The following is a 21,896-nucleotide window of genomic DNA, read 5'->3' as shown; positions in this document are numbered from 1 at the left end:
AACGTGCGGCAGTTCCACGTGAAACGTCAATTGAACTCATAGTATTCTGTTCTTTTAACCCCCGTCTTCTGGCGGGGATTTTTTAATTGTTTTAAAGCTTAAAATGCTTAGAGACTTGAAGGCTCACTAATTGAAAAGAAGATTATTGTTATACTCAAGAGGGTAAACGGGAATGGATTATAAAATTTTTAAGATTCCATGCTATGGGTCGTGAACAGAGGGAAGGAGTCAATGCTTTATTACCGCTACTCTATCAATTGTTGCATTTATACTCTCTGCCGCAGTTTCAGTGTTCTCAGCTGTGAAATTGTCGGGCTATGCAGATATCATCAGCAGAAATACGAAGATTGGCGGGCTGCTCGCGGGCACTATTCTGCTTGCCGTTGCTACCTCTCTGCCTGAATTGACCGCAACTATTTCGGCCAGTGTGATTGGCAATGCTGATATTGCGGTAGGCAATGGACTCGGGAGTATTATTTTCAATATTTTCTTTTTGTTTTTATTGGATATTTACTTTCGAAACAAACGGCTGTTTCTTAAAGTGTCAGACGATCATCTCTATACGGCTGTTATCGCGCTATTGCTTTGTGTGGTAACTGCTGGCGGACTAATGCTTCATTACCCGCTTTCCTTTTTTGGCATAAGTGTTATCAGCATGCTGGTTGTTGCTATTTATATCGGCGGCATGTTTTATATATCCAAAAAGCAGAACAATAGCGCTGGTGAGGAAAAAAAAGCTTCGCCGGATGAAAATGTGAATATCCGGCGTACCGTGATGAAATTTATTACATTTGCTGCGATTATCTTTGTATCCGGAAGCGCTTTGTCTATATCTGGAGACGTCATGTCGAGCACAACAGGAATCAGCGCTACGGCAGTCGGCAGCATTCTGGTCGCGACCGCCACCTCACTGCCGGACGCTGTCAGCGTGTTTGTAGCGCTTCGGCTGGCCAATGTGAATATGGCGATCGGTACAATACTTGGAAGTAACATCTTCAACGTGCTTGTGACAGCAATCGGGGACGTATTCTACCGAGGCGGCAGTATTTGGATGGATACGAGCGACCAGATCACAATTATTGCCATTGCAGGGTTTGTGCTCACCGGACTGGTGATGATCATTGTAAAAAGAGACAGGACTAAAAATGCGTTCACCTACATGATGCCCTCGCTTGTAGTAGTGATCGGCTACATGGTTATGATTGCTTCCATTTTATTTTATAACGGAAGCACGTAAAAGCAGGCAGCCGCCTGCTTTTTTTGGTGGCAGGAAAATATGTGAGGTCTATTAGTTGCAAGAGCAACTAATTATTTATATGGTGGATAGAGTAAAATATACAAAAAGGAGTAATCAAAGTGTCTCAAAAGTTGGCTATTCTATCTATTTCATTGATCACCGTTATGGCGGGAGCTACTATATCCCCGGCGCTCGGTTCTATTTCTGAAGCTTTTCCGGAGGCCAACGAAACCTCAATCAAATTAATTAATACCCTGCACGCATTATTTATCATTCCATTTACTTTTATCTCAAGCCGGCTCACGAAACGAGTGTCCAAAAAATCTGTTCTAGCTGCCGGGCTCATCCTGTATGTCATTGGAGGCTTGGGCGGAGCTTTTGCTCCAACGCTTTGGCTGCTGCTCGTTTCAAGAGCGGTGCTCGGTATTGCCGTCGGGTTGATCATGCCGATATCGACGAGCCTGATCCCGGATTTTTATGAAGGTAAAGAAAAAACAGTGATGATGGGAAGAGTGAGCGCCTCCAATCAGCTGGGCGGTATTATCTCTATCGTACTTGCAGGCATACTGGCGGGTATTTTATGGAGGCTGACATTTGCTGTTTACGGCCTGGCTCTGCTGGTGCTCGTGCTTGTGCTTCTTTTTCTTCCGAAACAGAAGCCCGAAGCAGTATCAGCGTCAGATGGCAGCTCGTCGCGGGGAGTGGAAAAGCCTATATTTGCTCTTGCCGGTGGTATGTTTATTGTGTTCTTATTCTTTTATTCCGTTCCGACGAATATGGCAATCTTTCTGCAGGAAAACAATATTGCCTCTGCTTCCCTTGCTGGTGTAATGATCGCTTCGTTAAACGCAGGAGGGTTTGCAGCAGGCTCCATGCTTGGCAGCATCACCAGCCGGCTGGGAAGATGGACAGTGCCTCTGCAGCTGGCTGTAACCGGCATCGGTTTTGTTCTCATCGCTTTTGGCGGTCAGGCTGTATTAATTACGCTAGGCATCATTTTGATAGGTATTGGACTTGGCACTGTTATTCCGCTGATTTTTGACCGTGTGACGAAGGTCTCAAGCGCTGTCCAGATGTCTTTGGCAATGGCGGTGGTGCAGAGCTTCATGTATTTCGGACAGTTTATGTCGCCGCTCGTACTGGATTTTGTCGGCCGTCTGGCAGGTGGCTCGATCGGAACCAATCAATTCATATACGCTTTCTCCGGCATCACGGCACTTGTCGTGGCAGCTCTGGTTTTTCTGTTTAAAGCTTTCGGGAAACGTAAAGCTTCGGAGGAGGAGCAATAATATGAATATTTATTCCGTTGGTAAATGGGCGGCTATCATTCAGCGTTACACTCACCAGTATATTGATAAACGATTCAATCATTTTGGTTTGGGGAATACAGAAGTGCTTGTACTTTTAACGTTATATGACCAGGAAAATGTACCTCAGGAGTACATCACGAGGCAGATAGTGATGGATAAAGCTACAATTACGCGCGCTATAAAACGCCTCGAAGAAAAAGGGTACCTTTACCGAAAAGAGAGTGTACTGGACCGGAGGGAAAAGATTGTTTTTCTTACTGAAGCGGCCTGGAAAATAGAAGAGGAGATTTCAGAAGCGATGCGGGAATGGACAGATATTATGACAAAAGAGTTTACAGCGGAAGAAAAGCAAACGCTGCTCAGGCTTATGGAAAAAGCGGCAGATGGGGCGAGGGCCGAAGTCGAACCCAGGTAGAGGGTTTGTGACAGCAGGCCGCTCATGGTAGCATAATGATATCTACTTTGTATAATTCTATTATTCCCCCGGCATTCACTGCCCTTCATCATCTACTCCTGCCAATTTTCAGCCATGTGTATTCCATATATAGGAGGTGTATAGTTACTTGCGAAGAGAAACCAAATTTTTATTTTCTTTTATGCCTTTCACCACCTACGATAAAGAGAAAAATCGTTTGAAGGAGCAGCGCCAAAAAGGATGGCAGGTTCAGGACTGTTCTCTGCTCGGCTATTCTTTATCGGAAGTAAGGGAGGAAGAAAAGGAATATCAGTTTATCATGTCGAAAGATTATCAGGGGCTGCGGAAAATTTCTGAAGAGGAATGGATACTTCTGTGTTCCTCCCCGGTACTCCACATATTTGAGGGGGATAAAGATGCTTCGTCCTTTCAGGACCACTGGACGCTTTATTTTTTGGAGGAGTACCGGAAAAAGTGCAGGAGATGGGGGATTACAGCTGCAGTAAGCGCTCTTTTGTTTATAGTATTTCTGCTTTTAGTGATAACTGATTTGAACCTGCCGGGTGTAGCGGTGAATTTCGCATTTTTTATGCTTTCATTGTTCACAGGAATTGTAGCCTTTACCTTGATCCGGTGGATCCGGACGCTTGCTGTCATTACCCAGGCAAAGCAGATTGTCAGTACCGGCACAGAATGATATTTATCCTGTACATGAAAGGACGGCCTTCATGGAAGAAGAGCTTCGTTATTTGAATGAAGAGGATCAAGAACGATTTAAGGAAATTCAATCAATGCTTGAAGGAAACATCTCATATGAAGATCAGAAAAAGCTTGTGACAGAGTTGGCAATACTGCGTGAAAGAAATGAACTCAGAAAAAGATCCCGGCCAAAATAGGCACGGGATCTTGTTGTATTCACGCTTTTGGTTTGATACATACAGCAATGCCGAGAGGGTAGTGAACCCCCGTACGGGCGGGACGTTCGAAGGCTACTCCCTGCTGATAGTACAGCTGCAGCTTTTCCCACGGCCATTCTTCGCTTGATAAGAGCTCTTCCCATTCCTCTGGCGTTAACTGGTGGTAATGGAAAGGGGAGCTGCTGGGCTTGTCTCTTCCCTGGCCGAAGGGCGTAGAAACGATGAGCGTACCGCCAGGGCGGAGCAGGGCGTACATGCGTTTCATAAAGATAAGGTCATCGGGTACGTGTTCGATGGTTTCAAAGGAGACAACCGTATCGAATGTGCCTATCTGCATGGACAGTTTCTCATCAAGAGCATCTCCTGTCTGGAAGGAAAGCTGGGGATGATAATAGTGCTTTTGGGCAAAGGCGATCGCTTCAGCGTCAATGTCGACACCGATCACATGGTCTACCTCCCGTTTTTTCCCTTTAGCTGTCATCTGAGCCCCGTAGCCGACCCCGCAGGCAATATCAAGCACGCGCCCCCTGGCGTAAGGCATAGCGAAATAATAGCGGGCCAGATGCTCAAGCAGCATACCGTTGGTTGGTTTCATTTCTGAAGGGATGATTCGTTCTCCTGTGTCTTTTAACACGTATAGTCACCGCTGTCTGTATAGTTTGATCCTCTCATCATATAAAAAGAAGGAGGGGGATTGCAAGGCGGAAGGATTTCACAGGACGAAGTATCTGAGGTCCATTTGACAAATAGGAAAGCATCGTTTATATTTTTCATATACCCATGAGGGTAAATGGGGAAATAAAGGGAAGACAAATAAATACTCTAATTGAAAGGAGGAGCCTTTCATGGAATATAATGATCAAATGAAAAACCGGGTAAAACGGGTAGAGGGGCAGGTTCGTGGCGTTCTTCGGATGATGGAAGAAGAAAAGGACTGCAAAGAGCTTGTTTCCCAGATGAACGCTGCACGTACAGCGCTTGATCGTGCGATCGGTCTGGTAGTAAGTACGAATCTCGAGGAATGCGTGCGTGAGCAGATAGAAAAAGGGGAAGACAGCGAAGAACTGATCCAGGAAGCTGTTAATCTGCTGGTTAAAAGCAGATAATGAACAGTGTTATTGAAATTTTGAAAGAAACAAAAGAAGCTATTGGGCGTATACTGACAAAGAGAATAGATCAAATCAATTAATGACTAAAATCCGCGTTCTTCCATGAAGAGCGTGGATTTTTTAATATAAAATATTGTCGTTTTTCTTATACATTTTAAATAATTCATTTTTGATAACAGGCGGGCTGTATAAAAATCCCTGATATTCATGACATTTTTTCTGCCACAAAAAATTTAATTGCTGAGGGGGCTTCAATTCCTCCCGCGATAACGTAAAAATCCAACTGTGCCGACAGATGTAGGATACTTACTACAATAGATGTTTCACGTGAAACTCCGTTCATGTCCTTAAAAAAATATTTTATCAATTTTGAGCGTATCGAGAGGGAAATCCTTTATATATCCAGGTGATAAATAACAGGTGCAGAAAACACTCAAGCTAATAGATGTTTTTTGAATAGGGCTGTTAATACAGGCGGACACTTCTTTAAGCAGTAGATCCGGGCCGCATGACCGAATACACTAGCGCCAGACAAACCAGTCGCATGTATTTATGCACGTATGATATTTTTCAGTACGCGTAATAAGAAGTAAATATGCCAACAAAAATGTAAAGGAAATGTTCCGTTTTCCGAATTTACGGTATGACCCCCGGATAAAAAGGGTATAGATTTTAGGGCAATTGGCATAAGGTTAAAATAAAAATTAATAAAGGTGGCTTCACAATGCAGGAACAGGACCGTGAAGTAGTATTTATCTCAGACAAGATCCATGCGATTATTCTTTTTTTAGATGATATTATCATTCAGGAGAAATACCATATGAAGGATGTTGAAAAGCTTCAGCCTGAAACGATGGAATCTCAAAAGCATAAATCAGCGATTATCTTAAACATTATGGAACGCTCGGCAGAATTACTCCGCGGAAGGTTTCCGGACTGCTGCGAGGCCGGGTCACAGGTTACTTACACCGTAAAAGATCTGGAAAAGGCGAGAGAGGATTTAAAAACCATTCACAATGATACATTCAAAGAATACGGAATTATTAAATCCAGGTACGAGCCGGGAGAAACAAACGAAGATTCTTTTATTACAAAAACAGTCGTAGGCCTGGTGAACTACAATGTGCATTTATTTGAAACGAAGTTTCTGGATTATATGGAGCCCCATGCTCTCTAGGCGAAACGAGGTGCTTTGCCGAAGAACGGTTTAAATAAAGACAGAATGGACTATCAGGATGATAACAAAAAATAAAGGGAGGTTTTTATGAAACCGTTCGTTAGAGAATACACTGATGATGAAGCACTGCAGCTGGATGTTCAGCGTCTGGCTGAAAAGGGTATTGATAAAAAAAACGTGTACGTTATGACCCACGATAACGACCGCACCGGCCGTATCGCGGAAAATGCGAATGCCAACACTGTCGGGATGAAAGAAGAAGGGTTAAAAAATGCGGTAGGAAATATGTTCAGCAAAAAGGGCGATGAGCTCCGGAACAAACTGCAGGAAATTGGCTTATCCCAGGAAGAAGCCCATGAGTATGAGGATGAACTCGATGAAGGAAAAATCCTTCTCATTGTGACAGATACTGAAGATGTCAATACGATTATTTAACAATAAAAGAGTAGAGCCGCACTCCAGAAGGAGGCGGCTCTAAGTTTATCAATTGACAAGCTTTTACAGGAAGGAATAAAATAGCGTTAGATTTTCCTTAGGGAAACTTTTTTTAATAGAGTAAAAAGGAGATTATAATATGGAGTGGTTTGCGGAGCTCCCTCCCACGCTGCAGGCGCTGATCGGCTCTTTGTTTACCTGGGGCATGACTGCAGCAGGTGCTGCGGTTGTGTTTTTCACGAATAGAAACAACCAGAAGCTGATGGATAGTATGCTTGCATTTGCCGGCGGGGTTATGATTGCTGCGAGCTTCTGGTCGTTGCTTTCACCAGGCATTGATATGGCAGAGGAGCAGGGACAGATACCTTATATTCCAGCTGTTATTGGTTTTTTACTTGGGGGTGTTTTTCTGTTGCTGCTCGACAGGATCATTCCCATGATGAATGAAGATACGTACTTTACGGAAATAAAAGACAAGTATGCCAAGCACCGGACCACAATGCTTGTGTTTTCGATTACCCTGCACAATATTCCGGAAGGACTCGCTGTAGGTGTAGCATTCGGGGCACTGGCTTCGGAATTCACCAGCTCCACGCTCGCAGGGGCAGTAGCACTTGCGCTTGGTATCGGTATTCAAAATTTTCCGGAGGGCACAGCAGTATCGATGCCGCTTCGGCGGGACGGACTATCGAAAAAGAAAAGCTTCTTTTACGGTCAGCTGTCCGGCTTTGTCGAACCGGTGGCTGCGGTGATTGGGGCTGCCGCGGTTATCATTATTGAGCCGCTGCTTCCGTTTGCTCTCAGTTTTGCAGCAGGAGCGATGATATTTGTTGTTGCCAAGGAAGTCATCCCAGGCTCGCAGGAAAAGGGCAATATACGGCTCGCTACCTTCAGCCTGATGATCGGCTTTAGTGTCATGATGATATTGGATGTAGCTTTAGGGTAAACAGTGCGGCTGAAGCAGAGAGGTTTTTTCTGCTTCAGTTTTTCTATCTGACAGACTGTTTTTAATGCATTAATGACATTTAGAGTGCATATCGTTTCACTGTTGGTGCTTTTGGCGGTCAATTCCTGGACAGGAGCTATTATTTATTTTTTGATCTGCGGACTTAGGGGTTCGCAGATTTTTTGCGCTAAAACAGGAACAGGAAGTCTTTGCACATTAAACGAGGGTGAGAGATAATAATTACATGTAAAGTAAACGTTTTCAATCGCATAAAAAGCTTCCAATTAAATACGACGGTGGTGAGGATATGATTTCAAAATTTATGGCTCCCGAAATCATTTTCGGGGATCATTCGATTCAGCAGACGGGCGAGAGCTTTTTACGACTGGGAGCACAGCGTGTACTGGTAGTAAGTGATCCGGGCGTTAAAGAAGCCGGCTGGACCATCCAGGCTGTAGAAAGCATACAAGCTTCCGGCCTTGATTATCACCTCTTCTCAAATATCAGTACAAACCCTGACACAGCCCAGGTAGTAGAAGGGGTAGAGGCTTATCATAAAGCCCGGTGTGACGCTGTGCTAGGTATTGGAGGAGGAAGTGCGCTGGATGTGGCGAAAGCGGTGGCTGTGATTGTGAGTAACGGCGGAAGAATCGAAGATTACGAAGGAGTAGACCATATCCACAGTCCACTTCCCCCGGTCATTATGGTACCGACAACGGCGGGATCGGGGTCTGAAGTCTCACAATTTTCCATTATTGTGGATCCGGAACGGAAAAAGAAGATGACGATCGTTTCTAAATCGCTCGTGCCGGATATTGCGATTGTCGACCCGTTCGTATTAATGACCAAAGACCATTTGCTTACAGCAGCTACCGGACTTGATGCGATTACACATGGCATAGAAGCGTATGTAAGTGCAGCAGCGACGCCGCTGACGGATGTGCATGCGGTTAATGCGATGAAGCTGGCGGCTGAATTTCTGCGGCCGTCGGTGGCATCGCACACAAATGTGGAAGCCAAGCGTGCGATGGCGATGGCAAGCATGCAGGCGGGACTTGCGTTTTCCAATGCCATTTTAGGAGCGGTACACGCGATGTCTCACGCGATCGGCGGACGCTATGCTCTTGCGCACGGAGAAATTAACAGCATTTTGCTTCCGCATGTCATGGAATTTAATCTAATTGCTTCCCCTCCCCGCTTTGCGGCTATCGGCGATATTTTCGGCGCTTCTGCGGACGGGGAGGAAATGGTTCGTGCCAGACACGGTATTCAGGCCGTCCGGGCTCTTGCAGATGATATTGGTGCCTCAAAGACGCTGCGCTCTGTCGGACTGAGAGATCCTGATTTTGAAAACATGGCCCGCATTGCCCTTGAAGATGCATGTATGATCACCAACCCCCGGGATGTAGCTCTGAAGGATATCGAAATGCTGTTCAAAAAGGCTTACGAATAAAGGAGCGTCTGTATGTTTACAGAAAAGGAAATGGTGATTGAAAAATTAACCGGGGTCCGTGCCTCGAAAAAAAGCTATTATACAGACTTGAAAGCAACAATTGCGGAGCTTGAAAAAAAGAACCGGAAGCTTGAAATTTTAAGCGAAGTGGCAAAGGGGTTTCAGGTTACAGGAACGATGGAAACGTCGCTGCAGCATATTCTTGAAACTATTTATGAACTTTATCCGATCGACCGGGTAAGCTTATCGTTAATCGAGCAGGGAGCAATGTCATTAAACAGTGTCTATCCTCTCTACGCAGAGGATTCCGCAGTCGGTATGCATCTCCCGAAAAAAGAGTCGTTGTACTGGAAAGCAATCGAACAGAACATGATTGTTCTTCATGAGTGGGAACCTGCTGACACGTATGAGTTTGTGGAGGAGCAGACGCTTTCGGCTTTGAATTTTCACTATGTGTGTGTCATACCGCTTCGGATAAAAGCGTCGACCATCGGTGTTCTCACCTTTGCCGCAACTGAACGGATCGAGTGTGACCAGTCTGATATCAGCTTCTTCCGGCAGCTTTCAGACCATATTGCCCTCATGATGGAGAACGCGAGGCTGTACCAGGAGGTATACCAGGGCAAAAAGGAATGGGAGGAAACCTTTCAGGCCGTAGCGGACCTCCTGATATTAACCGATAACGATCACCGGATCGTTCGCTGCAACCAGGCCTCCTACAGCTTTTTTAACGAACCTCCGGAGGCGGTGGCCGGCCGGCGTTGTCATGATCTGTTGTTTCACGATACGGAGGCATTCTGTCCAATTGAAGAAAGCTATCACGGTGAGACGATGAAAAACTACCAAATGACGTTAAAAAACGGCCGTGTGTGCGATATTCAGACGTACCCAGTCCGGGACGGTGATGGAGAGATGAAAGGACTGCTTATTTATATTAAGGATGTAACGGCGCGGATCAAAACTGAAGCCCAGCTTCAGCATTCCGGAAAGCTCGCGGCGATAGGGGAAATGGCGGCCGGAGTGGCGCATGAATTAAATAGTCCGCTGACCGCGGTGATCGGTAACACCCAGATACTACAGCGGAGTCTGACAGAGGAGGGGCCTCCAAGGGAGCTTGCGGCGGCGATTGAAAGAGGGGGCCGCCGCTGCCGGACGATAGTGCAAAACCTGCTTTCTTTCTCCCGTCCCGAAAAAGAAGAGAGCACGGAATGTAACGTTAATGAAGCAGTCGAAGATGTGCTGAGCCTGGTTGGTTTTCAAATCGAAAAAGAGAATATTCTGATTGAAAAGCATTACACATTCGGTCTGCCGCTCGTCAAAGCAGGACCGCATCAGGTCGGTCAGGTGATTATCAACCTGCTCCTGAATGCAAAAGATGCGTTAAAGGACAGCGGAGAGACAGATAAAAAGATTCAAATTAAAACCAATATTGTTCATTCAAACGTTGTGCTTGAGGTCGAAGACAACGGGTGCGGTATTGCCCAGAGTCAGAAGCCGTCAGTGTTTGAACCTTTTTTCACTACAAAAAGAAAACAGAATGGGACCGGGCTGGGTCTGTCGGTAAGTAAAGATATTGCAGAGAAAAATGGCGGCCGGCTGACATTTGCAAGCGAAGAGGGAAAAGGAAGTGCCTTTCAATTGAAGCTGCCGGTTCATGGAGGAGGGGACGAGTATGAAGATATTGGTCATTGACGATGACTATGATATTGGCACATTTTTTCGCTATCTGCTTGTAGAACAGGGCCATCATATTGATCTTGCCCATGACGGGAAGGAATATGAACGCCTTCGCAGCCGGAACCATTTGTATGAACTGGCATTTATCGACTTAAAGCTTCCTGACACGAATGGGTTGAAGCTGCTCGCAGACTTGAAGCAGGCGCAGCCCTCCTGCCGCTGTATTATTATGACAGGATACAGCACGATTGATACAGCTGTAGAAGCAGTTAAGCTTGGGGCGGAGGACTATATTGAAAAACCTTTTGAAGACATCAGCATTATTGAAGAGAAAATACAGCAGCCGCGGCTGGGCCGGGAGGCTTTAGACCACATTGAACAGGCAGCTGCAAGAAGCGGCTTGATAACTGGAGAAAGCGAAGCAATGAAAGAAGTCGTCCGACTGGCTGCGCGCTTTGCACCAAAGCCGTTAACGATTTTAATCGACGGAGAGACTGGCACTGGAAAAGAGGTAGCCGCCCGCTTCATTCATGAGCTTGCCGGGCCGGAGGAGCGCTCATTTCTAGGTGTGAACTGCGGAGCGCTGCCGGAGCAGATGCTCGAAAGTGAGTTGTTCGGCCATGAAGCAGGGGCGTTTACCGGAGCGCATAAAACGAGGAGGGGGTATTTTGAACTGGCCTCGGAAGGAACGCTCTTGCTCGATGAAATTGGAGAAGCTTCACTTTCAACCCAGGTGAAGCTGCTGCGGGTGCTCGAAACGAGAGAGCTTTACCGGGTGGGTAGTGAACGTCCGATTACAACAAAAGCCCGTATCATTGCTGCCACAAACCAGGACCTGCACCTTGCTGCAGAAGCAGGGGAATTTCGGGAGGACCTGCTGTACCGGCTTGAGGTCGTACGGCTGACTATTCCGCCCCTGCGGGAACGAAAGGAAGATATCCCCGCGGTGGCCCAGTCGATTCTTCGCAAAGAAGCTCCGGAAATCACAACGATCAGTCCGGAAGCTTTGGATGTGTTACAGACTCACCACTGGCCGGGCAATATCCGGGAGCTTACAAACGTGCTGGTCCGGGCAGCCGCGGAATCAGACGGAAGGATTGAACGCCGCCATTTAAACATGAGGCCATCAAGCCGCAAGACTGCCGCCAGGAATCGAATTGTGTCCGGGGATTGGCTTATAGAGAAAAAACAGGAGCTTGAAGAGACAAAATATTTGTCGCTTGAAAGCACCGTTGAAGCTATACGGAGTGAAGAAAAGAAAAGCGTTCAGGATATTATCGACCACGCCTTAATGCTCACACGTGGAAATCGCAGGGAGGCAGCAGAAATGCTAGGGGTTAATACGAGAAAGCTGCGCTACTGGCTGAATGAATAAATTCCGGCAGAATCATCAACAAAACCCGGCGGGAAGAGGAGCCCGTCCGGGTTTTGCTTTGTGTAAGCGTTTCGTAAATTTACCGGGAATCTAATCCTGGATTTTGAGTACAATCCTGCCGTTGATATCGCCTTTTTCCATCGAGTCAAATACGTCGTTAATATCATCCAATTCCTTCATTTCAATAATCGGACGAATCCTGCCGTTAGCCGCGAGCTCGAGACATTCCTGCAGGTCTTTGCGTGTACCGACAATGGAGCCTTTTACGTTTACCGCGTTCAACACCGTATCAAAGATTGGAATCGGAAGATCACCGACAGGAAGCCCCACAATAACTAAATTTCCACCCCGTTTAACAGTGGAGTAGGCCTGTTCAAACGCTTTCGGACTAACGGCCACGCTGATGGCGGCTTCTACGCCGTTTAATTTTTCCATCAAAACCTTGCCGGGGTCCTCGTTCATGCTGTTGATCGTCATGTCTGCTCCCATTTCCTTCGCAAGCTCCAGCTTGTCGTCCCGTATGTCGACAGCCACCACGTTTAAGGCCATGGCTTTTGCATACTGTACGGCAACGTGTCCGAGTCCGCCGATGCCAAAAATTGCGACCCAGTCACCCGGTTTGGCTTCGGATACTTTGAGTGCCTTGTACGTTGTCACGCCTGCACAGAAAAGTGGAGCTACTGTGTCAAAGTCCAGGCTGTCCGGAATTTTCGTCACATAGTGGGAGGGAGCTTTGCAGTATTCCGCATAGGCGCCGTCTACGGAATAGCCGGCATTCAACTGCTGTTGGCAGAGCGTTTCTCTTCCAGAGAGGCAGAATTCGCATTCTCCGCAGGCAGAGTAGAGCCACGGAATGCCGACGCGGTCTCCGACTTTAATGGATTTGACGCCGTCCGCCACCTTTTCTACTGTACCTACGCCCTCGTGTCCCGGAACGAGAGGAAGCTTTGGTTTAACCGGCCAGTCGCCGTGGACCGCGTGCAAATCGGTGTGGCAGACTCCGCATGAATGAATTTTGACAAGCACTTCTCCATAATCAAGCTCGGGTACCGGGATATCTTTAATCTCCAGTTTTTGATGAAATTCATTAACCACTGCTGCTTTCATGAGTGAACCCTCCTTGTATTTTTGCAGGCTGCACTCTATGTATATGCAAGAAGCGTGCCAAAAATGTAAGCGCACCCAAAAGCTGGTATAGAAGGGAGAGGTTATAAAAAATTAAAACGGCAAGCCGAAATTTCGGCCCAACGCGACAAGAAATTGCTCCTGAATTAAAAAAACAGTCCTGCTTTTTAAGCAGAACTGTTTGGGGATGTTGACTTATTCAGTTTCAGGAAGGCCGGCCATGACGAGCTGTGTTTCGCCGTCTTCGTTTTCCTGCGTGTCGAGCGTAACATCCTGCATTAAATCTGTAACGCGGTTGTCCACTGCTACTTTAATGCCGTTTGCTTCTACCACCTGATCGTCTTCCTGCGGATCCTGAAGAACAAGACCGATCTGGGAGGATTCTTCCATTTCTTCAACTGCCACGCGAAGGTGGTCCATGTTGTTTTCTTCCATCAGCGGTTCTAGTACTGCTTTAGCACCGTTTGTAATTTCCAAGGGTGAGCCTCCTTAATTTTTAAACCTGTATAGAGTATATCTATACCTTTTTTTCTATCTCTGCAAACTGCTGAATACATTCCCTGCTCTCCGTAAGTGTAAACTGCCGGAGCCGGGCGCTGGATAATTATCATTTGCGACTCTGCCAAGGGTAACAACAATATGACTGTTATTCAACTAATTCATACAGGAAATCCCGCTGCCGATATCCTCCCGGTCAGCCGCCAATGATTAAGAGCCATACATACAGACCGGTAAGAGTAACAAACAGCGTCGGGATAGTCAGGATGATACCGACTTTAAAGTAATACGCCCAGGAAATATGAAAGCCGAACTGCCGCAGTACGTGAAGCCACAGCAGGGTAGCCAGAGAGCCGATCGGAGTGATTTTCGGTCCCAGGTCGCTGCCGATCACATTGGCGTAAATAAGGCCTTCTCGTACGGTGCCGGAGACAGCCGTTTCTGAAATAGCCAGAGCATCAATCATCACTGTTGGCATATTATTCATGACAGAAGATAAAAGAGCGGCGATAAAGCCCATGGAAAGGGTGCCGACAAACAATCCCTCATCAGCAGCAGCCTGTATCACAATGGCCAGCTGCTCGGTAAGCCCGGCATTCTGAAGGCCGTATACCACAACATACATTCCCACCGAAAAGAAAACGATATCCCACGGAGCTCCCTTTAATACTTTGCCCGTTTCCACAGCCGGGCTGCGGCGGGCCATCCATAAGAAGAACAGGGCTACAATACCGGCAATAACTGAAACGGGAACTGCTGCGAATTCGCTGATAAAATAACCAGTGAGCAGAACCGCGAGCACGACCCAGGAAAGCCGGAACATTTTTACGTCCCGGATCGCTTCCTTCGGATTTTTTACTTTTGTGACGTCATACCGCCCGGGAAGATCCTTTCGAAAAAAAAGATAGAGAACAAGAAGGCTCGCCCCTATGGAGAAAAAGTTCGGAACAATCATCCGGGTGGCGTATTCAACAAAGCCGATGCCGAAAAAGTCGGCAGACACAATATTTACGAGATTACTGATAATCAGGGGCAGGGAAGCTGTGTCAGCGATAAAACCACTGGCCATAATGAAGGGGAGAATCATCCGTTCCTTAAATTCAAGTGCTCTTACCATCGCGAGAACGATAGGCGTCAGTATTAGGGCGGCGCCGTCATTGGCAAAAAGCGCAGCCACCACGGCACCGAGCAGAATTATGTAAATAAACATCCGGAGCCCGCTGCCTCCGGCAATTTTTGCCATGTGCAGGGCCGCCCATTCAAAAAAACCTATTTTATCGAGAATCAGGCTGATAATAATGATGGCAACAAAGGCAAGCGTGGCATTCCACACGATCCCAATAACCGTTTCGACGTCCCCGAAGCTGACAACGCCTGCAATAAGAGCGACAATAGCGCCGCCACAGGCAGACCAGCCAATATTTAAATTTTTCGGCTGCCAAATAACCAGTACGAGCGTGATAAGAAAAATAATAACTGCAGACAGCGTGTTCATACATACCTCCAGGCCGGGCCGAAAACATGCGGCATCCGTTCTTCCTAATTTTATTATATAATCATATGCTAATATAAATGCAGATAGAAGTCAAAATACGATTTAATACCTTTAGAAAAAAGTATGATTGCTAGGGTAAAAGAGCAGAAAAAATGTATAATGAGGCTAGAGGATGAACGTAAAGGCGGTGAAGCTTATGACAGAGGAACAGATGAACGTAACGGTAATATGCGGGAGCCTTCGGAAGGAATCCTATAACCGGAAGCTGCTGGATGTAATGAAGGCAGAATTTCCGGAGCATTGGGAGGTGGAAGAAGCATTTTTGCATCAAATTCCACTTTATCATGCCGATGTAGAAGAAGCAGGAGCCCCGGAAGCCGTGGTAGAATTGAAGCGTGCAATGATGCGTGCGGACGGGGTTATTATCGTGACTCCCGAATATAATAATGGCATGCCGGGTGTTGTAAAGAATGCCCTGGACTGGGCGTCGAGCCCGCCCGCCCATTCCGCCCTGACCCACCGTGCTTTCGCGCTTGCCGGAGCGACGCCCGGGGGCGGCGGCACAGCTTTATCCCAGTATCAGGTCCGGCAGACTCTTACAGCCGCTGAAGCCTATGTAATGCCCGGGCCGAAAATGCTGGTGGCCGGGGTGGCGGGAAAAATGAACAAAGAGCTCGATACACTGGAGGATGAAAAAACTACGCGGCACGTAAAACAGTTTGTGCAGGCGTTTAATAGCTGGATGCACCGTTTTGACGGATAAAAGAAAAGGCTCACAGGAGGAATGACAGATGAGAATCAGGGAACATGACCTGCCGGGGGTAGGAAAACGGGTATCGTTTGAAAACCGGGACGGCATTACGACGGTCATGATCATACACCACAGCGGTAAAAGAGAGATTTATTTTGTGGAAGACGAGGACGATGACGAAGCGCTTTTTTCAACTATATTCACATCCGATGAAGCGAAGGAGCTGGGAGCCCGTCTGCTTGGTATTCATGATGAACCGGTGGATGAAGAAAGCTTTGAGCGTTTCCGCCTGTTAAGAAAGAAAATGCTTGTTGACTGGATAAAAGTAAAAAAAGGCTCTCCAATGGATGCACGCTCAGTGGAAGAAGCCCAGACGTCGATACCGGAAGGAGTTTCTATTGTCGGCATTATGAGGGATAAAGATATCCTTCCGAAGCCGGAGGATGATTTTATTATTCAGGCCGGGGACACCCTGCTCGTTGTCGGAAAAAAAGATATTATTGGGCGCTTTGAAGAAGTTTGTAAGGCGAAAGGATAATTCTTATGCCGGAAATGCCTGATCTGCTTGCTGCGGGATTGATGCTGCTCGTACTTTTTATCGGGGGATGGATCTCTTTTAAAATGCGGTTCCCCGATGTCATCATCTATCTATTAATTGGAATTGTCGTCAGCAGCTGGCTGGCAGATTCTCACCTGCTGTATTTTGCTGGTGAAATTGGTATTGTCCTGCTGTTTTTTATGCTGGGAATGGAGTTTCCGGTCCGGCAGCTTATCCTTGTCGCAACGAAGGTTTTCCGGGCCGGGATTCTGGATATTATACTCAGCTTCGGGGTTACCGTAGGTATAACGCTGGCGTTTGGGCTTGGGTGGCTCGAAGCCCTAATCATAGGCGGTGTCGCCTATGCTACAAGCTCCTCGATCACAGCCAAAATGCTTGAGAATTCAAAGCGGATGGTCAATCCCGAGTCCGAATTCATACTCGGTCTTCTCATTTTCGAGGATTTATTCGCCCCGGTACTTGTGGCATTGCTTGTCAGCATGACTGTAGGGAGTGGAGTTACTGTAGGCATGCTCGGATGGACCTTCGTTCAAATTATTATACTGGTCGCAGGAGCGGTCCTGCTTGGTATATTTGTTTTCCGAAAATTGCGTTCATTTGTGGACCGCTATATGGATGAAGATTTTTTTCTTCTTTTCGTTTTTGGTATTGCGCTTACGTACGGCGGTATTGCTTTGTACCTGAATTTATCCGAGGTGCTTGGCGCGTTTCTGGCTGGAATTATCCTGGCTGAAGTGAAACGAAGCGATGTACTCGAAGGACTGGTCGTGCGCTTTCGGGATCTGCTGCTCCCAATGTTTTTTGTTTATTTCGGCACTACCATTGAGGTCGGGGAAGGAGTGCCGATGATTCCGATGCTTCTCGTGCTGCTTTTCTGGTCAGTGGCTGCGAAAATCCTCGTCGGATTTGCGGGCGGAAAGCTGTACGGCCTGTCATCCAAAGTAGCGCTGCGTGCAGGCTTATCTTTAACCCAGCGCGGGGAGTTCTCCATTATTGTCGCGGCACTTGCTACAGGTACGCTGCGGACCTTCAGCAGTATCTTTATTCTTCTCTCGGCTCTGGTGGGGGTATATTTGTTCCAGAAAGCACCAGAGCTTGCCTCAAGCATTTATGGAAAGAAAAGAGGAAAAAAACCAGTATAGAATGAAGCTTTAAGGGCTGCTCACGGAAAAGCAGTCTTTTTTTACATAATTTTACGGTGCATTTTTTTAAAATATCTCTACAGTATGTTAAAGCGGGAGAAGGAGGAGGTTTATATGCTTACAGGCATTCTTTTATTTATACTGGCAGGAATCATGGAAATTGGCGGCGGCTATCTGGTGTGGCAGTGGATAAGAGAGTCGCGCCCGGTCTATTACGGCCTGTTCGGAGCAGCAGGGCTTGTAATGTACGGGGTCATTGCGGCTTTTCAGGTGTTTCCGGCGTTTGGAAGAGTTTACGCAGCATATGGAGGTATATTTATTATTATGTCCCTGCTCTGGGGCTGGTGGGTCGATGGCTGGCGACCGGACACATACGATTGGGTCGGGGCTGCTTTTTGTATTGTCGGCGTAAGTATTATGCTGTGGGCGCCCCGCGGAGCATAAAAAAGCCCGCCGGAGACCGGCGGGAGAGCTTTACATAGATGGAATTGTACGGTGGGGGAGCTTCCATTGAAAGCGGTAGGAGCATACCCGGCCGGAAACGAGCAAAACGAATAACAAAAACAGGCCAAATCCGCCGGTAACCCAGCCCATACCGATAAATAAGCCGCCGACCAGCGCCCACAAGGCGTAGACCTCCGAGTGAAGCACCATCGGTTTTCGGTTGGCCAGCACGTCACGGATCAATCCGCCGCCACTTCCTGTGAGTACTGCTGCCACGATGACAGCGCTGAGCGGGTGTCCCATTTCTACTGCAAACAGGGCCCCCTGCATCGCAAAGGAAGCAAGGCCGATAGCGTCAAAAAAGGATCCCCAGCTGTGCCAGTGCTTCATTAAAATATTTGGAAACAGTACAAACAACAGAATAGAAAAGAAGGAAACCTGGAAAAAGAGCCCCTGGCTCCACAGCTCCGATACCGGGACACCGATCAGAATGTTTCGAATCGCTCCTCCTCCAAACGCTGTGATAAATCCTAAAAACAAAACTCCAAAGATATCAAGGTCTTCTTCCATAGCGACAATTGCCCCACTGATGGAAAACGCGATGGTGCCTATCACTGTCAGCATATCCCAGGTCATACTGCTCCCCCTTTCCCGGTTAATACGTCTTCATACAAAAATCGCTGCCGGAAGGGCAGCGACGGTGTGTACACTTATAGTCCGAGAATGATTATAAGCTGTAACTGTAAAAATAGCAACCCGGTGGCTTTGACAAAATGAGGGGCAGAATATTTCTGTTACAATGGTGCAAAGAGCAGTTAATGTTTCAGCTGCCGGGGGAATCATATATAAAATATAGGCGAAAAATAACATTTACATAAAAAGAAGGGACGCTATGAATATAGAAAACATACATACAAAGACTTACGCGAAAAAACTGGATGAAGGTGATGAACTCCAAAAGTACCGCCGGGAATTCTACATGGGAGAGACGATTTATTTGGATGGAAATTCGCTCGGACTGCTGTCGGAGCGGGCGGAAAAAAGCGTACAGGAAATCATGGATATGTGGAAACAGCTGGGTATTGAGGGATGGACAAACGGAAGCCATCCCTGGTACTACCTCTCGGAAAAGCTGGCTCAAGCCTCGGCTCCGCTGCTAGGGGCTAAAGAGACAGAGGTGATTGTCACTGGTTCGACAACCGTAAACATTCACCAGATGCTTGCTACCTTTTATCAGCCTACTGCTAAAAGGTACAAAATACTTGCGGATGATGCGGCTTTTCCTACCGATATTTATGCATTAAAAAGCCAGCTGGATCTGCAGGGGCTGGGGGAAGAGGCACTGGCTCTGGTGCCGAGCCGGGACGGAATGCTTGATGAAGAGGAGATTATTGAAAGAATGAGTGACGATACGGCTCTATTGTTTCTTCCGGGCGTATTGTACCGCAGCGGCCAGGTGCTCGATATGGAGCGGTTAACGAAAGAGGCACACGCCCGTGGCATTATGGTCGGCCTCGATCTTTGTCACTCGGTCGGATCTGTACCACATGAGCTTCACGAGTGGGGCGTTGATTTTGCTGTTTGGTGCAATTATAAGCATTTGAACGGAGGACCGGGTGCTGTTGCTGGGCTCTATGTCCATGAAAAGCATTTCGGGGAATCGCCGGGGCTTGCGGGGTGGTTCAGTTCAAAAAAAGCCGTGCAGTTTGATATGAAGCACACCCTCGAGCCGGAGGAATCAGCCGGGGCCTACGAAATCGGGACTCCGCATGTACTGAGTATGGCTCCACTGATCGGTTCGCTGGAAATGTTCGGGGAAGCAGGAATTGAACGAATACGGGCGAAGTCTCTGCGGTTAACCGGATATATGATCGATTTGATCGACGCTGGTATTGGCAGCGGCCTGAAGGTGGTAAGTCCGAGAGACCCGGCTGCAAGAGGCGGGCATGTGCTTCTTAAGCATGAATATGCCGCCGGCATCTGTAATGCGTTGAAAGCGGAGGGCATCGTGCCTGATTTCCGGGCGCCGGCCTACATCCGGATTGCGCCGGTGGCGTTGTACAATACGTATGAAGAAGTCCGGATGGCAGTAGAGACGCTGAAAAGAATCATAGATAATGAAGAGTACCTGCAGTTTTCAAATGAACGCGGGACAATTGCCTGACAAAGATCAGAGGAAGTGAAGGGAGGAGGTCCGGAAATGGAAACAGCTATTATTGTTCTATTGGGGCTGTTAATTGCTTTTATCGTTTTAGTGCCGGCGGGACTGGTGCTCTGGATGTATGTTAAGGACCGCAGTCAGCGGCAGCACGCTATTTTAAAAAACTTCCCGGTTCTCGGGAGAATGCGTTATTTAATTGAAAAAACGGGGCCGGAATTTCGTCAGTATTTGTTTAACAACGATCTTGAGGGAAAACCCTTTTCAAGAGAGCAGTTCATTTCTACAGTAAAAGCCGGAAAATATAAAACACGTATGCTTGGCTACGGGTCGAAAGAGGACTTTAATACGAATGGCTATTATATCGTAAACGACATGTATCCGACGCTTGAAGAGGATCTGCGCCGGGACCGGAAGGCGGAAGCTATTCCGTCCAAAGTATACGAAATCGACAACGAACGGCTGTTTACAAGGCAGGAGCACCGGGTGGAGGAATCGTTCGATCCGTTTCTGCTTGATGAGCAGGACATAATTACGCTTGGAAAACATAGCGGCGTCAGGCATCCCTTCCGCGTGAAGGGGCTTATCGGCCAGTCAGGCATGAGCTATGGGTCGCTCGGAGACCGGGCGATTGAAGCATTGTCCATGGGAAATGCCCGGGCTACCGGCTCTTGGATGAACACAGGGGAAGGTGGACTGTCGGACTACCATCTGAAGGGCGGAGCGGACATTATGTGGCAGATCGGTCCGGGACTGTTCGGGGCAAGAGACCGCGCCGGTAATTTTAATCGGCAGCTGTTTCAGGAACAGGCAGCTTACGACCAGGTGAAAGCTGTAGAGATCAAGCTGGCTCAGGGAGCTAAGCAGCGGGGCGGACACGTGGACGGAGCTAAGGTTACCGAAAAAATTGCCGCTGTCCGGAATGTGGAACCGTGGAAAACGATAGACAGCCCGAACCGGTTTAAAGATATTGAAACCACTGGAAAGCTGATGGCCTTTCTCGAAGAGCTGCGGCAGCTGAGTGAAAAGCCGGTCGGCATAAAAATCACTCTCGGCTCAAGACAGCATGCCTTCAAGCTGGCGGAGGAGCTGAGGACCTCGGAAATTCTTCCCGATTTTATCACGCTGGATGGGAGCGAGGGGGGCACGGGAGCCTCCTACAAGGAAATGGCGGACAGTGTAGCCCTTCCGCTCTTTTCAGCGCTGCCGATGCTTGAGGAAGCGCTGCTTGAAGCGGGGATTAGAGACAAAATCACCATCATTGCCTCAGGGAAGCTGTTAACGCCGAACAAGGCAGTCACAGCGTTGGCCCTTGGCGCGGATTTGATTCATGTGGCGAGAGGATTTATGATCAGCGTCGGCTGTATCATGGCGCAGGTTTGCCATTCAAACGAGTGCCCGGTTGGGGTGGCCACGACTGATCCGAAGCGGCAGGAGGCTCTTGATATTGAAGAAAAATCCTACCGCGTTACCAATTTTATTATTTCCATGCGGGAAGGAATGCATAATTTAGCAGTGGCGGCCGGTCTCCATTCGCCAACGGAATTTAATCGGGAGAACCTTATTTATAAAGATATGGATGGTCGTACGTATTCCGTAGAAGACATTGTAGAGAGAAAAATAGAAAGAACGCAAAGCAAAGCCTGAAAAATTTTTAAAGCTCCGCAGAGAGT

General features: G+C 47.5%; 23 protein-coding genes. 18 read left to right on the top strand and 5 right to left on the bottom strand.

The window, feature by feature from the left end:
* The first annotated feature begins 238 nt into the window (after positions 1–238).
* From Q0757_RS09485 to Q0757_RS09465, 5 genes are all read left to right on the top strand, one after another.
* Positions 239–1,237, top strand: a complete 999-nt coding sequence (locus tag Q0757_RS09485) for a sodium:calcium antiporter (protein WP_366139532.1) — start codon at positions 239–241, stop codon at positions 1,235–1,237.
* Positions 1,238–1,356: 119 nt separating this feature from the next.
* Positions 1,357–2,526 (top strand): MFS transporter, encoded by a 1,170-nt coding sequence (locus tag Q0757_RS09480; RefSeq protein WP_298786659.1) that lies wholly within the window; start codon positions 1,357–1,359, stop codon positions 2,524–2,526.
* A 1-nt stretch (position 2,527) separates the two neighbouring features.
* On the top strand, positions 2,528–2,962 hold the full coding sequence (locus tag Q0757_RS09475) for a MarR family winged helix-turn-helix transcriptional regulator (protein ID WP_298786657.1): 435 nt from the start codon (positions 2,528–2,530) through the stop codon (positions 2,960–2,962).
* A 148-nt stretch (positions 2,963–3,110) separates the two neighbouring features.
* Positions 3,111–3,659 carry a DUF2812 domain-containing protein gene (locus Q0757_RS09470; RefSeq protein WP_298786655.1) on the top strand — a complete coding sequence of 183 codons (549 nt, stop codon included), beginning with the start codon at positions 3,111–3,113 and terminating at the stop codon, positions 3,657–3,659.
* Between the two features lie 31 nt (positions 3,660–3,690).
* Positions 3,691–3,858, top strand: coding sequence for a hypothetical protein (locus Q0757_RS09465; RefSeq protein WP_298786653.1), 168 nt, complete (start codon positions 3,691–3,693; stop codon positions 3,856–3,858).
* Between the two features lie 19 nt (positions 3,859–3,877).
* On the opposite strand, the gene Q0757_RS09460 is transcribed toward Q0757_RS09465, so the two are convergent.
* Positions 3,878–4,474, bottom strand: coding sequence for a bifunctional 2-polyprenyl-6-hydroxyphenol methylase/3-demethylubiquinol 3-O-methyltransferase UbiG (locus Q0757_RS09460; protein ID WP_298786651.1), 597 nt, complete (start codon positions 4,472–4,474; stop codon positions 3,878–3,880).
* 250 nt (positions 4,475–4,724) lie between these two features.
* On the opposite strand from Q0757_RS09460, the gene Q0757_RS09455 reads away from it, so the two are divergent.
* The 7 genes from Q0757_RS09455 (at position 4,725) to Q0757_RS09425 (ending at position 12,051) form a co-directional block, all read left to right on the top strand.
* The gene (locus Q0757_RS09455) at positions 4,725–4,985 is read left to right on the top strand and encodes a metal-sensitive transcriptional regulator (protein ID WP_298786649.1); all 261 of its coding nucleotides are present in this window, start codon (positions 4,725–4,727) and stop codon (positions 4,983–4,985) included.
* Between the two features lie 727 nt (positions 4,986–5,712).
* Complete coding sequence (locus Q0757_RS09450; protein WP_298786647.1) at positions 5,713–6,165, top strand: hypothetical protein; 453 nt, start codon at positions 5,713–5,715, stop codon at positions 6,163–6,165.
* An 87-nt stretch (positions 6,166–6,252) separates the two neighbouring features.
* Positions 6,253–6,600, top strand: a complete 348-nt coding sequence (locus tag Q0757_RS09445; protein ID WP_298786645.1) for a general stress protein — start codon at positions 6,253–6,255, stop codon at positions 6,598–6,600.
* Positions 6,601–6,739: 139 nt separating this feature from the next.
* Entirely contained in the window at positions 6,740–7,546 is an 807-nt protein-coding gene (locus Q0757_RS09440) for a ZIP family metal transporter (protein WP_298786643.1), read from the top strand.
* 307 nt (positions 7,547–7,853) lie between these two features.
* Positions 7,854–8,999, top strand: coding sequence for an iron-containing alcohol dehydrogenase (locus Q0757_RS09435; protein WP_298786640.1), 1,146 nt, complete (start codon positions 7,854–7,856; stop codon positions 8,997–8,999).
* Positions 9,000–9,011: 12 nt separating this feature from the next.
* The gene (locus Q0757_RS09430; RefSeq protein ID WP_298786638.1) at positions 9,012–10,691 is read left to right on the top strand and encodes a GAF domain-containing sensor histidine kinase; all 1,680 of its coding nucleotides are present in this window, start codon (positions 9,012–9,014) and stop codon (positions 10,689–10,691) included.
* Positions 10,672–12,051, top strand: a complete 1,380-nt coding sequence (locus Q0757_RS09425) for a sigma-54 dependent transcriptional regulator (RefSeq protein ID WP_298786637.1) — start codon at positions 10,672–10,674, stop codon at positions 12,049–12,051. Before Q0757_RS09430 ends, Q0757_RS09425 begins: the two co-directional genes overlap by 20 nt.
* Positions 12,052–12,141: 90 nt before the next feature.
* Here the strand turns inward: Q0757_RS09425 and adhP are convergent, their stop codons facing one another.
* The 3 genes from adhP to Q0757_RS09410 all read right to left on the bottom strand — a co-directional run bounded on the left by adhP (position 12,142) and on the right by Q0757_RS09410 (position 15,169).
* Positions 12,142–13,158, bottom strand: coding sequence for an alcohol dehydrogenase AdhP (adhP, locus tag Q0757_RS09420; RefSeq protein WP_298786635.1), 1,017 nt, complete (start codon positions 13,156–13,158; stop codon positions 12,142–12,144).
* Positions 13,159–13,371: 213 nt separating this feature from the next.
* Positions 13,372–13,653, bottom strand: coding sequence for an iron-sulfur cluster biosynthesis family protein (locus tag Q0757_RS09415; RefSeq protein ID WP_298786633.1), 282 nt, complete (start codon positions 13,651–13,653; stop codon positions 13,372–13,374).
* Between the two features lie 217 nt (positions 13,654–13,870).
* Complete coding sequence (locus Q0757_RS09410; RefSeq protein ID WP_298786632.1) at positions 13,871–15,169, bottom strand: arsenic transporter; 1,299 nt, start codon at positions 15,167–15,169, stop codon at positions 13,871–13,873.
* 172 nt (positions 15,170–15,341) lie between these two features.
* Between Q0757_RS09410 and Q0757_RS09405 the strand changes: the two genes are divergently transcribed.
* The 4 genes from Q0757_RS09405 (at position 15,342) to Q0757_RS09390 (ending at position 18,065) form a co-directional block, all read left to right on the top strand.
* Positions 15,342–15,932 (top strand): NADPH-dependent FMN reductase, encoded by a 591-nt coding sequence (locus Q0757_RS09405; RefSeq protein ID WP_298786628.1) that lies wholly within the window; start codon positions 15,342–15,344, stop codon positions 15,930–15,932.
* 28 nt (positions 15,933–15,960) lie between these two features.
* Positions 15,961–16,458 carry a cation:proton antiporter regulatory subunit gene (locus tag Q0757_RS09400; RefSeq protein WP_298786626.1) on the top strand — a complete coding sequence of 166 codons (498 nt, stop codon included), beginning with the start codon at positions 15,961–15,963 and terminating at the stop codon, positions 16,456–16,458.
* Positions 16,459–16,463: 5 nt separating this feature from the next.
* On the top strand, positions 16,464–17,621 hold the full coding sequence (locus tag Q0757_RS09395; protein ID WP_298786624.1) for a cation:proton antiporter: 1,158 nt from the start codon (positions 16,464–16,466) through the stop codon (positions 17,619–17,621).
* A 114-nt stretch (positions 17,622–17,735) separates the two neighbouring features.
* Positions 17,736–18,065 (top strand): YnfA family protein, encoded by a 330-nt coding sequence (locus tag Q0757_RS09390; RefSeq protein WP_298786622.1) that lies wholly within the window; start codon positions 17,736–17,738, stop codon positions 18,063–18,065.
* A 30-nt stretch (positions 18,066–18,095) separates the two neighbouring features.
* On the opposite strand, the gene Q0757_RS09385 is transcribed toward Q0757_RS09390, so the two are convergent.
* Positions 18,096–18,701, bottom strand: a complete 606-nt coding sequence (locus Q0757_RS09385; protein WP_079474554.1) for a trimeric intracellular cation channel family protein — start codon at positions 18,699–18,701, stop codon at positions 18,096–18,098.
* Positions 18,702–18,957: 256 nt separating this feature from the next.
* Here Q0757_RS09385 and kynU point away from each other — a divergent pair, with 256 nt between their 5' ends.
* Complete coding sequence (gene kynU, locus Q0757_RS09380; protein WP_298786618.1) at positions 18,958–20,229, top strand: kynureninase; 1,272 nt, start codon at positions 18,958–18,960, stop codon at positions 20,227–20,229.
* Positions 20,230–20,265: 36 nt separating this feature from the next.
* The gene (locus Q0757_RS09375; protein ID WP_298786616.1) at positions 20,266–21,870 is read left to right on the top strand and encodes an FMN-binding glutamate synthase family protein; all 1,605 of its coding nucleotides are present in this window, start codon (positions 20,266–20,268) and stop codon (positions 21,868–21,870) included.
* Positions 21,871–21,896 lie beyond the last annotated feature (26 nt).

The sequence above is a fragment of the uncultured Marinococcus sp. genome (assembly GCF_947493875.1).
Taxonomy (GTDB): domain Bacteria; phylum Bacillota; class Bacilli; order Bacillales; family Marinococcaceae; genus Marinococcus.
The sequence above is the reverse complement of the archived record's forward strand: the minus strand, read 5'-3'. Positions and strand labels throughout refer to the sequence as shown.

Coding starts and splice junctions, on each gene's coding strand:
- Q0757_RS09475 (WP_298786657.1), top strand. CDS start 2,528: ATGAATATTTATTCCGTTGGTAAATGGGCGGCTATCATTCAGCGTTAC.
- Q0757_RS09465 (WP_298786653.1), top strand. CDS start 3,691: ATGGAAGAAGAGCTTCGTTATTTGAATGAAGAGGATCAAGAACGATTT.
- Q0757_RS09460 (WP_298786651.1), bottom strand. CDS start 4,474: ATGAAACCAACCAACGGTATGCTGCTTGAGCATCTGGCCCGCTATTAT.
- Q0757_RS09455 (WP_298786649.1), top strand. CDS start 4,725: ATGGAATATAATGATCAAATGAAAAACCGGGTAAAACGGGTAGAGGGG.
- Q0757_RS09450 (WP_298786647.1), top strand. CDS start 5,713: ATGCAGGAACAGGACCGTGAAGTAGTATTTATCTCAGACAAGATCCAT.
- Q0757_RS09445 (WP_298786645.1), top strand. CDS start 6,253: ATGAAACCGTTCGTTAGAGAATACACTGATGATGAAGCACTGCAGCTG.
- Q0757_RS09440 (WP_298786643.1), top strand. CDS start 6,740: ATGGAGTGGTTTGCGGAGCTCCCTCCCACGCTGCAGGCGCTGATCGGC.
- Q0757_RS09435 (WP_298786640.1), top strand. CDS start 7,854: ATGATTTCAAAATTTATGGCTCCCGAAATCATTTTCGGGGATCATTCG.
- Q0757_RS09430 (WP_298786638.1), top strand. CDS start 9,012: ATGTTTACAGAAAAGGAAATGGTGATTGAAAAATTAACCGGGGTCCGT.
- Q0757_RS09425 (WP_298786637.1), top strand. CDS start 10,672: ATGAAGATATTGGTCATTGACGATGACTATGATATTGGCACATTTTTT.
- adhP (WP_298786635.1), bottom strand. CDS start 13,158: ATGAAAGCAGCAGTGGTTAATGAATTTCATCAAAAACTGGAGATTAAA.
- Q0757_RS09410 (WP_298786632.1), bottom strand. CDS start 15,169: ATGAACACGCTGTCTGCAGTTATTATTTTTCTTATCACGCTCGTACTG.
- Q0757_RS09405 (WP_298786628.1), top strand. CDS start 15,342: ATGAACGTAAAGGCGGTGAAGCTTATGACAGAGGAACAGATGAACGTA.
- Q0757_RS09400 (WP_298786626.1), top strand. CDS start 15,961: ATGAGAATCAGGGAACATGACCTGCCGGGGGTAGGAAAACGGGTATCG.
- Q0757_RS09395 (WP_298786624.1), top strand. CDS start 16,464: ATGCCGGAAATGCCTGATCTGCTTGCTGCGGGATTGATGCTGCTCGTA.
- Q0757_RS09390 (WP_298786622.1), top strand. CDS start 17,736: ATGCTTACAGGCATTCTTTTATTTATACTGGCAGGAATCATGGAAATT.
- Q0757_RS09385 (WP_079474554.1), bottom strand. CDS start 18,701: ATGACCTGGGATATGCTGACAGTGATAGGCACCATCGCGTTTTCCATC.
- kynU (WP_298786618.1), top strand. CDS start 18,958: ATGAATATAGAAAACATACATACAAAGACTTACGCGAAAAAACTGGAT.
- Q0757_RS09375 (WP_298786616.1), top strand. CDS start 20,266: ATGGAAACAGCTATTATTGTTCTATTGGGGCTGTTAATTGCTTTTATC.